This window comes from Photobacterium sp. DA100, assembly GCF_029223585.1.
GTDB lineage: Bacteria > Pseudomonadota > Gammaproteobacteria > Enterobacterales > Vibrionaceae > Photobacterium.
Genome location: NZ_CP119423.1, coordinates 1516245 through 1528316, shown reverse-complemented (window position 1 = coordinate 1528316; position 12072 = coordinate 1516245). Strand labels below are relative to the sequence as shown.

Genomic DNA, 12072 nt, shown 5'->3' with positions numbered 1-12072 from the left:
CACTTAAGTTTGTTTCTCTTTCGTAACGACTCTCAGCCTTTAATAATGATCACTGCAGATCAAAGCGATCGGCATTCATCACTTTGGTCCAGGCGTTGACAAAGTCGTTGACGAACATCTCTTTACCGTCATCGGAAGCATACACTTCAGCCACGGCCCTAAGCTCGGAGTTCGAACCGAAGATCAGATCGACCGTTGTTGCTGACCATTTCTTATCGCCAGATTGCCGATCGTGACCGTCATAAACTCCCTCATCCTGTGCCTTGCTCCATTTGGTCGACATATCGAGCAGATTGACAAAGAAGTCATTGCTCAGGGTACCAGGCTTGTCGGTCAGAACACCATGCTGGCTGCCGCCAGTGTTGGCATCGAGGACCCGCATCCCGCCAATTAAGGCGGTCATTTCAGGAACAGAAAGATCCAGTAAGCTTGCTTGGTTAACCAGAGCCTCAGCAGGCCCATAGTAGCTTCCCTCGCCAAAGTAGTTTCTAAACCCATCGGCTTTTGGCTCCAGTACCGCAAAAGAGGCCACATCGGTTTGCTCCTGGCTGGCGTCACCGCGTCCCGGCGTGAATGGTACTTCGATGTTATAACCCGCTTTTTTCGCTGCGTCTTCGACAGCGGCTGAACCGGCCAGTACGATCAGATCAGCCATTGACACCTGGGCTCCGCCCGCCTCATTGAATTCGCTCTGCACTTTCTCAAGGGCAGCAAGGACTTTGGCCAGCTCTTCTGGGTTATTGACCGCCCAGCTCTTTTGCGGCTCGAGTCGCAACCTCGCGCCGTTTGCCCCGCCGCGCATGTCACTGGCACGGTAAGTTGACGCTGACGCCCACGCCGTTCTGATCAGCTCTGGGCCGGAGAGACCGGCATCCATCACCGCCTTTTTCAAACTGGCAATATCACCATCACCAATAGCGGGCGATGCAGCTTCTGGAATTGGATCTTGCCACAGCAGAACCTCTTCAGGCACTTCGCTACCGAGATAGCGAACTTTTGGCCCCATATCGCGGTGGGTTAATTTGAACCAGGCTTTGGCAAATGCCAGATCAAATTCATCGGGGTTGTCACGGAAGCGCTGGGTAATTTTCAAAAACTCCGGATCTTTTTTCAGCGCCATGTCGGTGGTAAACATGATCGGCGCATGGCGTTTGTCCGCAATATGGGCATCGGGGACCAGGTTGGCCGCACTTTCGTCAGTTGGGATCCACTGGGTTGCCCCAGCAGGGCTTTTCACCTGTTTCCACTCGAATTTAAGGAGGTTATCAAGGTAGAGGATCGACCAAGCCGTCGGGGTGGATGTCCATGCCCCTTCCAGGCCGCTGGTAATGGTATCCTCAGCATTGCCCTTGCCGCACTTATTCATCCAACCGAACCCTTGCTCTTCAATCGGCGCTGCACCGGGCTCTGGCCCCACGCAGTCTTTTGGTGGCTTGGCACCGTGAGCCTTGCCCAAAGTATGGCCACCGGCTACCAGTGCAACAATTTCTTCATCATTCATTGCCATCCGGCCAAATGACAGCCGCATGTCTTTTGCTGCATCAAGCGGGTCATGGTTTCCACCTGGACCTTCGGGGTTGACATAAATCAGACCCATTTGAATAGCAGCGAGATCGCCTTGCAATTTACCGTCATCGGTACGGCGTTCATCGGCCAGGAATTCTTTCTCCGGACCCCAGTAAACCAGATCCGGCTCCCAATCATCGACCCGGCCACCGGCAAAGCCAAAGGTCTTGAATCCCATCGACTCGAGCGCCACGTTACCGGTCAATATCATCAAGTCCGCCCATGACAGGGCGCGACCATACTTCTGCTTAACAGGCCACATTAGCCGCTTGGCCTTATCAAGGTTGGCATTATCCGGCCAGCTGTTTAGCGGGTCAAAGCGCATCTGGCCGCCATCGGCACCGCCTCGTCCATCACCAACCCGGTAGGTGCCCGCGCTGTGCCATGCCATCCGGATCATAAAAGGCCCGTAATGATTGTAATCTGCCGGCCACCAGTCCTGGGATGTGGTCAGCACCTGCTCTATGTCCTTCTTCACCTGGGCAAGATCCAAGGTCTTGAAGGCTGCGGCGTAATCAAAGTCGGCGCCATACGGGTTAGAGCGATCGTCATGGTCGCGCAAGGCGCTCAAATTAAGCTGTTCTGGCCACCAAAACTGATTGGATTTTGCTTGTCCAGCAAAGACCGATGCTGGCTGTGCGAACAAGATGGCAGATAAGATCGCTGAAGCAAGCACCGTACGTGAATGTGTTTTCATTATTAGACCCCTTTCAGCAAGCTCTAAGAGCAGTGACTTTAGTTTAGGAGTGCTTGGTTGAAAACAACATTACAAAATTCCGAACATTGTTATCAGAAAATATGATTGGCAAAAAAGAATTTATTTATGATTAATAATCAGTTAGTAACGAGAGATGCCTTACAAATTTCGGCGAGGGCTACGATGCTCGACAGGCAGCTGTAATTGGGCCGGTAAACAAAGGCAATTCTGCGGTGGGGGCTGGGTTCATTGAGGTGGATAACCGACAGCCGATCACTGGCGGCAATGAGCTGCTCTTTGGCCATTGCCGGGATCAAGGTCGTCCCCAGGTTTCCCTGCACCATCTGGATCAGGGTGGTCAAACTGGTTGCACCAAAGCCATGGTTGGCCCGCTGCTCGGTCAGTTTGCATACATCCAATGCATGGTGTTTGAGGCAATGACCTTCCTTGAGCAGCATCAAGCGAGTTTGCGTGACTTCGTCGCTGGTGATTTCGCTCTGCCGGGAATACAACGCGCCTTTGAGGGTAACCCAATAAAAGTCTTCCTGCCAAAACTCCAGCGTCAGTAACCCCTCGCAAGGATACGGCAACGCCAGAATGGCCGTATCGATTTCGCCACTTTTGACCATATCCACCAGCTGTTGTGACTGCTCTTCCACCACATTGATTTGCGCAAGCGGAAAACGCTCGTTGAGCTCGGGAAAAATTTTCGGCAACAAATAGGGCGCGATTGTTGGAATGACACCAAGGTTGATAGGAAAGCTCAGGGGACTACTCTGGCTGCCGGCCAAGTGTTCCAATTCCTCGATCCGCAGCAAAATATCTTTTGCCCGCTCGAGCACCTCTCGGCCAATCGGCGTGACCAGTACTTGCTTGTTGTTGCGCTCAAAGATCTGCAGCCCGAGCTGCTTTTCAAGCTCGCTCAGGGCCGCACTAAGCGCCGACTGGCTGACAAAGCACAGATCGGCGGCTTTCTTGAAATGTAAGGTTTTTTCTACGGCAAGTGCATAACTTAGCTGCTTGATAGAAATCATTCTGCCCCAAAGTCTTTACCATGAAACCAAATAACTCCAAGTCGCAGTATCTAGCGCGAATACCTATCAACACGCAGCTTGAAGTGAGTTGGCTATAAGTATAGACAGAGGGTTACCGCTATCAGCGACCGTTATTGCGCCTTTTTCATCTTTTGCTCTGACGGCTTTTTCTCATTCGCCGGCAAATCTGCTTTATTTATGTCTGTCTTGCCTTTTGGCGTAAACTCAACAACATGCTGAGTTTCGGCCGGGTGCGTGGTACCGAAGAACTTACCACCGCGATCGATGCTCAGGTTATCGCAGTAAATACTGCCCGATACGACCCCCTTATCCAGGATCTCGATGGCATTGGCGCGGCACACCCCTTCTATCTGCCCGTTGACGATGATCTTGTCAGCCCAGATTTCCCCTTTGATAGAGCCACTGAGGCTGACGACCAACCCCTTTTCCAGCTTCAGTGTCCCCTCAATCATCCCGTCGACCTGCATATCGCAACTTAGCTTGAATTCTCCTTGGATGTCACATCCCGCTGCGATGACAGTTGTAGTTGTTTGCTGACTTGCTGCTCCACTTTGTTTATCAAAGATGCCCATTGAATATTTCTCTCTTTCTCAAAAATATGTTCAAAATTATCCAAGCTCCAATCAACGAATGGCCGTGGATTCAACGCCCGCCCTACAAACCGCACCTCATAATGCAGGTGTGGTCCAGATGACAAACCGGAATTGCCGGAGTAAGCAATGAGATCGCCCTTGTTGACGAAATCACCGGCTTTCACGGCAAACTTGTGTAAATGGGAATAAGAGGACGAAAAGCCGAAGGTATGCTGCAGGCGAAGAAAGTTACCCGACCCCTCTTTACTTGGCCGCACGGTTTCTACCACACCATCTGCAGGCGCATACACCGGCGTACCGGTGTTCACGGCAAAGTCCAGCCCTCGGTGCAATCGACGCTTGCCGGTGACTGGATGAACACGATAGCCAAACTGGGAAGACTGGCGGGCATTTCCCACCGGCGACCCGTTGGGTAAGCTCTCCAGTATGGCAGTGCGTACCGCCGAGTTGATCGCGGCAACATCCAAGCGCTCCTCGATAGCATCGACTTCCCCGGTAACATCAACGCCCAGCAAGGCTTCGAGTTCATGTAGCCTATCCGATACCCCACTCAAACGATTTTCGCGGGCATCCAAGTCCGCTTCTAAATCGAATTTCAACGATTTCAGTTGATCAAGCTCTTCAGTCAATGAGGATGACTGGGCTTGCAATTCCATTTGTTTGTATTTCGCGTCATCAGCTTCTGACTTCAAATACACCATCCAACCGGCCGCCGTCACGGTGACCACCACTGCAGAGATAGCCAGCCAGCGTAAATTACGCTGGGCTTTGAGACTGAGCTGAAAGTGCCTCGAACCATGTATCGATGAAACCGATATCGTGATTTGTTCCTTCATAGTTGTACTGCTATTTATAAATCACTTATACGTTAAGCGACCGAGATTGCTTTGTTATTAAGCGAGTCAGGTCAAATTCTTCAAATTAACATTCACGCAGATTACTGTTAGTATGCAATTAACTGTAGTTAAAGCATTTTTTGCAACTTTGCTGTAACAATACATGTTGATATTTTGCTTACTAAGGACAGTAACAGATGATTTCTCTCAAGGAACTTTTAAGACGTAAACCTTGGATACTCTCCACATTTATTTTGCTCGGCATCGGCATTTGGTTGTTTAGTGGCCACCAATCGGCCCCACCGGATAATTCGGATCCCCAAGGGCAAGCCACCGATGGCTCCAACGCCCCCCCACTGGCCAAGGTTGTCATCGAGCAATTTACTGTCCAGCCCGTTACCCGCACCCTTTCCCTCTACGGCCGTACCGCCCCCAACCGCAAAGCGACTCTCGGCGCAGAAGTCTCCGGGAAAGTCGAAAACCTCCTAGTGCGCAAGGGCCAGCATGTCAAAGCCGGCCAAGCACTTGTCCAGCTAGACAAAGCAGATCGCGAGCTGCAACTTGCCCGCACCAAGGCATTACTCAAGGTGCGTAACCAAGAGTTCAACGCCGCAACGTCATTAAAGAATAGAGGTTTACAGGGAGAGGTCGCATTTAGCCAGGCAGAAGCCAACCTCATTGAGGCCAAGGCACAGGTCAAAAGCCTGGAGCTGACGCTTGCCAATACCGAAGTCTATGCCCCCTTCGACGGAATTATCGAACTCCTCTATATTGAAAAAGGCGACTATCTGGGGATTGGCGATCCCATCATTTCCATTGTGGATCTTGATCCGCTGGTGATCAGTGCCGATGTCAGCGAGCGCCATATCGATAAGATCTACAAAGATCAGCCGGCCCAAGTCAGCCTAGTCACCGGATTTGCTACCACGGGTATACTGAGTTTCCGCGGGGCCGTCGCCAGCGAAGCCACTAATACGTATCCTATCGAGGTAGAAATCAGTAATCCTGATATGGCCCTGACGGCCGGTACCAGTGCCAATCTCGAACTGATCTTAGCGACCGAGCCGGCGATTAAGATTACCCCTTCGATGCTGGCACTCGATGAAGCGGGCAATCTGGGGATAAAAACATTGACGTCAGGCGATAAGGTTCATTTTGTCCCAATTTCTATTGTCAAAGTCGAGCCTGACGGGGTATGGCTGAGCGGTACCGAGCCCACTGTCGACATCATCACGACAGGCCAAGGTTTCGTCAGAGATGGTGATACGGTGATCCCGGTACGCCGCAATTCAGTTGACCTCAATGGGAGTGAGTAATGTTTGCCATCATTGACGCAGCGATAAACCGCTCGCGCACCATGCTCACCTTGCTCGTACTTATCTTACTGGCAGGGGCCATTACCTATCGCATCATACCCAAAGAGTCCAGCCCGGATATCACCATTCCGGTCATTTACGTCTCCGTCGGCCACCAGGGGATCAGCCCTGTCGATGCCGAACGTTTGCTGGTCAGGCCGTTAGAAAAAGAGTTGCGCTCAATTGAGGGCGTCAAAGAGATGACCGCAACGGCATCGGAAGGCCATGCCTCCGTCACCCTCGAGTTTATCGTTGGTTCGGATATCAACGTTGCCCTCACCGATGTCCGAGAGGCCGTAGATATGGCCAAGACCAAGCTCCCCGAAGACGCCGACGAACCAACGGTGAACGAAGTCACCCTTGCCAGCTACGAGCCGGTATTGTCACTGGTTCTCTACGGAACCGTACCTGAACGGACCACGATTCAGATAGCACGTGAATTACAGGACAAGCTAGAGAGCTTCAAGCAGGTACTTGAGGTGGATATCGCCGGTGACAGGGAGGACGTCGTTGAAGTGCTGGTCGAACCGCTATTGATGGAGAGCTACGGCCTTGACCAGCAAGACGTCTTCAACTTGGTTGCCCGCAATAACCGCGTCGTGGCTGCTGGGTTTGTCGATACCGGCTATGGCCGTTTTTCTGTCAAGGTGCCCTCGGTTTTTGACTCGCTGAAAGATATCCTCGAACTGCCCATCAAAGTCGATGGCAACAAGGTCGTCACTTTCAGTGATGTCGCCACCATACGCCGTGCCTACCGTGACCCCGACAGCTTTGCTCGCCTCAACGGTGACACCGCCGTTGTGCTGGATGTAAAAAAACGGGCGGGCGAAAACATCATTGAAACGGTCAATATCGTCAAAGCCGTTGTCGAAGAGGCCCAAAAGCTTGAAGAATGGCCCGACAACCTCCTGGTCGAATACACCCTCGACCAATCGGAAGATGTCGAGACCATGCTCAGCGATCTGCAAAACAACATTCTCTCGGCCATTATCTTGGTGGTCATTGTCATACTGGCGATTCTGGGAACCCGCACGGCATTCTTGGTTGGGGTCTCGATCCCGGGCGCGTTCCTAACCGGTTTGCTGATGCTGGCAATCAGCGGGATCACCATCAATATGATTGTGCTGTTCGCCCTAATTATGGCCGTCGGTATGCTGGTTGATGGGGCCATTGTGGTTACCGAGTATGCCGACCGGAAAATGCAAGAAGGGGTTGGCCGCAAGCAAGCCTACCGTGAGGCGGCAAAACGCATGGCCTGGCCAATCACCGCCTCAACCGCCACGACCCTCGCCGCTTTCGCGCCATTGCTATTTTGGCCAGATACCACTGGCGAGTTCATGCGCTACCTGCCACTTACTTTGATAGCGACACTGTCAGCGTCACTGATCATGGCGCTGCTCTTCGTGCCAGTGCTAGGTAGTGTCGTCGGTAAGCCGCAGTACACCACCCAGCAAGACAAAGAACGCAAGATTGCTCTTGAAAAAGGGGACTTCTCCCAAGCCCGCGGCTTGACCAAGCTATATCTGGCAACCCTTGCGATCGCAATTAAGCACCCGCTCAAAATCCTGCTCTCGGCCTGCCTCTTCGCCGTTGCCGTCGGGGTAACCTACAGCAAGGCAGGGCTCGGAGTCGTATTCTTTCCTGATGTCGACCCGCCCCACTTTACCATTAAGGTCCGCTCCCATGGCGACTTGTCTATCTACGAAAAAGATATCCTGATGAGCCAGATAGAGCAACGCATCATGGACACCGAAGGCGTCAAGAGCGTCTACACCAGGACCGGGGGCAATAACGAAATTGGCCAAATCCAACTCAATCCGCTCGATTGGCAATACCGCCCGCCAATCAAGGAAATCATTGCCGAGATGCGGGAAAAAACCGCTGACATAGCTGGCGTCGAATTGGAATTCAAGTTTCCCCAGGCAGGGCCACCCAGCGAGCATGACGTGGTCATCGAAGTCTCCGGCAACAACACCGCCGAAATGAACGATGCGGTCCGCCAAGTCCGTTATTGGCTCGAATCACAGCCGGCTTTCACCAACATCTCCGATTCGGCAGACAAGGAAGGAATTGATTGGGAAATCAACATCAGCCGGGATGATGCCGCTCGCTTTGGCAGCGACGCCACCTTGGTCGGCAATACCGTTCAGTTTGTGACAAACGGACTTAAGATCGGAGACTTCCTTCCTGATGATACCGACGAAGAAGTCGATATCCTGGTCCGCTACCCCGAAGACAAACGGGATATCGGGCGGTTCGATGAGCTGAGGGTCAAAACGGTGTACGGCATGGTGCCAATCACCAACTTTGCCAGCATTACGCCCTCACCAAAGCAGGGCACCATCAACCGCATTGATGGCAAGCGGGTCATCGAGGTCATGGCGGATATGGCCACCGGATACAACCTGAGCTTACAGCTTCCGGTGATCAATGCGGCGATTACGGAAATGCCGCTCGCCAAAGGAACCCAAGTGGTTGTCAGGGGACAGAATGAAGATCAGGAGAAATCATCAGCCTTTTTGCAAAATGCCTTCCTGGTCGCCCTCGCCGTGATGGGGCTGATTTTGATCACCCAGTTCAACAGTTTCTATCAAGCACTACTGATATTGAGTGCCGTACTGTTCTCCACTGTCGGTGTCTTCTTGGGGCTACTGATTTTCCAGCGCCCCTTTGGCATCATCATGTCCGGTATCGGAGTGATCTCACTGGCTGGTATTGTGGTGAACAACAATATCGTTCTGATCGACACGTATAACCAGCTTCGCCACGGCGGAATGGATAAGGTCACGGCCATCATGCACACTGGCGCACAGCGTTTGCGCCCGGTTTTGCTCACCACAATCACGACGGTCCTCGGCCTGCTGCCTATGGTGCTTGAGATGAATATTGATCTGCTAAACCGCGTGGTCGAATTCGGCGCACCTAGTACCCAGTGGTGGTCGCAGTTAGCCACTGCGGTGGCCGGGGGCCTTGCCTTTGCTACGGTGCTGACCTTGATCCTCACACCCTGCCTGCTCATGCTGGGGCGGGATCATAGACAACGTGCAGAGCAGCGCGCTTTGGCACCGCAAACACAAAACGGCCACACGCCAATGGCGGATCCTGAAGATATTGTCAAACAGCAGCTGGGCAAGGTGTTATCTTCCCCACCCTCGACGAGCAAAACGGTAACCGCGCAGGGAACCACCGAAAGGCTGGAGTAACAACGGCTCCATATCCAAAGCCGCCGATGTGATGGCATCACTTCGGCGGCCGTTAGCTAGCGATAAGTTCTACCCCAAAACCCACTTGATCACCGCGGCGAGCAAGCCGACGGCGAAGATCCCGCCAAGGTAGAGCACCACAAACCAAAACCATCTTTTGAAGCAGGCATTTATCATCAATGGTATCCCTCATCCTCTTTCAGTTTGCCCCGGAATACCCAGTAAGAGTATGCCGTGTATGCAATAATCAACGGCAGTAGGAAAACAGCACCACTGAGCAAGAACTTCAGGCTGGTATCAGGCGCGGCCGCCTCGGCATAGGTGATCGCATGCGGGACAATGTACGGATAAGTACTCACGCCAAAACCGAGAAAAGCCAAGAAAAATAGGCCAAGCACCACCAAGTACGCTTGCACCGGTTTATGCTCCATCAAATCTTTGAACAATAGGTATACCAAATAGGTAGAGCAGCCCGGTATCAATAAGAACAGCAGTGCCTGCGGAAAGGTGAACCAGCGTTCGGCGATGGTTGCATTGCCGAGCGGCAGCCACAGGCTGAGTATGACTACCATTGCCACCATTATCAGCGCACACCGCTTGGCAATCACATAAAACCGCTGGTACATGCCTTCAGGCATTTTGATGAGCAGCCAGCACGCCCCGAGCAATGTATAGGCTGCAACAGTGACAAAACCACAGTAGACGCTGAACGGGGTAAACCAATCAAACCAGCCGCCGCTGTATGCACGATCGGTGACCGAGACTCCCTGAAGCAGGGTTCCGAGGATCATTCCCTGAGTAAAGGTCGCAATCAGGGAGCCGAGGAAAAACGAACTGTCCCACAGAAACTGGCCACGCTTGGTCCTGAAGCGATACTCAAACGCCACCCCCCGGAAAATCAAGCCAAGCAGCATCATGATAATCAACGCGTATAAGGCCGGCATCGCCACCGCATAAGCAAGGGGGAAGACTGCGAAAAGCCCTCCGCCCCCCAGTACCAGCCAGGTTTCGTTGCCATCCCAAACCGGCGCGATACTGTTCATCATCAGATCCCGCTCTTTGGTGGTCTCGGCAGAAATAAACAAGATGCCGATCCCCAAATCAAACCCATCGAGAATGACATAGGCAAATACGGCAACTGCAATCAAAATGTACCAAATCAATGCGTAATCCATAACCGGGTCCTCACATTGTCAATTTGTTCGACGCTGCCAATGACTGTTTGTCTTTACTCTCATCGCCGACGTCCGGAACGCTGGAGGTTGGTGGCAGGACATATTTCGTTGGAGGCTTGCGCATCAGGCGAAGCAAGTAGAAAAAGCCGGCACCGAATACCGAGAAATACACAATCACGAAAGCTGCAACGGACACACTGACGGCCGCGGCATTGACCGGGGATATCGAATCAGCCGTTCTGAGCAAACCGTAGACGGTGAAAGGCTGTCGCCCGACTTCGGTGGTGATCCAGCCGCACAGGATGGCTATAAAACCGGTTGGTGCCATTGCCACACAGCAGCGGTGGAAGAAAGTATGGTAATAAAGCTCTCCCTTCTTGCGCAGCCACAAACTGTAGAGGCCAATAGCCAGCATCAAAAAACCAATACCGACCATGATCCGGAAGCTCCAGAACACGATAGGCACTGGCGGGTGTTCATCTTCAGGGAAAGCATCCAGCCCTTTAACCTCACCGTTCCACTCATGGGTCAAAATCAAACTGCCTAAATGTGGAATGGCAATTTTATAATCCACTTCTTTGGTTTCTTCATTGGGCAAACCAAACAATATCAATGGCGCACCTTGCTGGGTTTCATAATGCCCTTCCATCGCAGCCACTTTAGCTGGCTGGTGCTCGAAAGTATTGAGGCCATGCATATCCCCAACCACAATCTGGATCGGTGTAACAATCGCCGCCATCCACAGCGCCATGGAAAACATGGTTCGGGCTAAATGATTATTTTGCGATTTGAGCAAGTGATACGCCCCTACCCCGCCGACAACAAAGGCGGTGGTCAGAAAGGCGGCAAGCACCATGTGGACAAGCCGGTACGGAAAGGACGGATTGAACACCACCGCCATCCAGTCATCTGGAATGAACTGGCCGAGTTCATTAATTGAATAGCCGGCGGGAGTTTGCATCCAGCTGTTGACTGATAGGATCCAAAAGGCCGACATCAGGGTTCCAATCGCGACGATCACCGTCGACATGAAATGCAGCTTTTTCCCCACCCGGTTCATGCCGAACAGCATAACCCCCAAGAAGCCGGCCTCGAGGAAAAACGCCGTAAAGACCTCGTACCCCATCAGCGGTCCAAGCACCGGGCCGGTTTTGTCTGAGAACACACTCCAGTTGGTGCCGAACTGGTAACTCATGACAATACCGCTGACTACCCCCATACCGAAACTGATCGCGAAGATTTTTATCCAGTACTGGTAGAGCTCGATGTATTTGTGCTTGCCGGTTTTCAGGTACAAGCCTTCTAGCACCGCCAAGTAACTGGCTAGTCCAATCGTGAAAGCCGGAAAAATGATATGGAACGAGACTGTGAACGCAAACTGGAATCTAGCAAGGTCAACCGCGAGTTCATTCATGGTTTCTCCTTAATACCTAATCTAACGGGCTTTTAATTGAATAGGTAAAGCTATGGGAAATAATGAAACTACAACCCTTTCTATACGCGTTGCTTAACAGTATGGTTCATCTTGCTTAAATATGGCGAAGCGGCGACAAGCTAGATTTTTCGTCTGTCTTGACCGCGCTTCCCATCAT

The 12072-nt window shown here is 52.2% G+C and carries 7 protein-coding genes and 1 pseudogene; 2 read left to right on the top strand and 6 right to left on the bottom strand.

All coding sequences use genetic code 11. From position 1 onward, the window contains the following. Positions 1-49: 49 nt before the first annotated feature. From katG to PTW35_RS07325, 4 genes are all read right to left on the bottom strand, one after another. The gene (gene katG, locus PTW35_RS07340; RefSeq protein ID WP_281027138.1) at positions 50-2263 is read right to left on the bottom strand and encodes a catalase/peroxidase HPI; all 2214 of its coding nucleotides are present in this window, start codon (positions 2261-2263) and stop codon (positions 50-52) included. Between the two features lie 137 nt (positions 2264-2400). Beyond that, on the bottom strand, positions 2401-3297 hold the full coding sequence (locus PTW35_RS07335) for a hydrogen peroxide-inducible genes activator (RefSeq protein WP_281027137.1): 897 nt from the start codon (positions 3295-3297) through the stop codon (positions 2401-2403). Positions 3298-3428: 131 nt separating this feature from the next. Further along, positions 3429-3785 (bottom strand): polymer-forming cytoskeletal protein, encoded by a 357-nt coding sequence (locus PTW35_RS07330; RefSeq protein WP_281027136.1) that lies wholly within the window; start codon positions 3783-3785, stop codon positions 3429-3431. An 8-nt stretch (positions 3786-3793) separates the two neighbouring features. Then, positions 3794-4747, bottom strand: a complete 954-nt coding sequence (locus tag PTW35_RS07325) for a M23 family metallopeptidase (protein ID WP_281027135.1) — start codon at positions 4745-4747, stop codon at positions 3794-3796. Positions 4748-4944: 197 nt separating this feature from the next. On the opposite strand from PTW35_RS07325, the gene PTW35_RS07320 reads away from it, so the two are divergent. Beyond that, positions 4945-6063: an efflux RND transporter periplasmic adaptor subunit gene (locus tag PTW35_RS07320; protein ID WP_281027134.1), complete on the top strand. Its 1119-nt coding sequence runs from the start codon at positions 4945-4947 to the stop codon at positions 6061-6063. Further along, a pseudogene (locus PTW35_RS07315) lies at positions 6063-9140 on the top strand (efflux RND transporter permease subunit); the annotation flags it as partial. The gene PTW35_RS07320 and the pseudogene PTW35_RS07315, both read left to right, overlap by 1 nt. Before the next feature lie 341 nt (positions 9141-9481). Here the strand turns inward: PTW35_RS07315 and cydB are convergent. Continuing rightward, on the bottom strand, positions 9482-10480 hold the full coding sequence (cydB, locus tag PTW35_RS07310) for a cytochrome d ubiquinol oxidase subunit II (protein WP_281027132.1): 999 nt from the start codon (positions 10478-10480) through the stop codon (positions 9482-9484). Positions 10481-10490: 10 nt separating this feature from the next. Next, entirely contained in the window at positions 10491-11894 is a 1404-nt protein-coding gene (locus PTW35_RS07305; RefSeq protein WP_281027131.1) for a cytochrome ubiquinol oxidase subunit I, read from the bottom strand. Positions 11895-12072 lie beyond the last annotated feature (178 nt).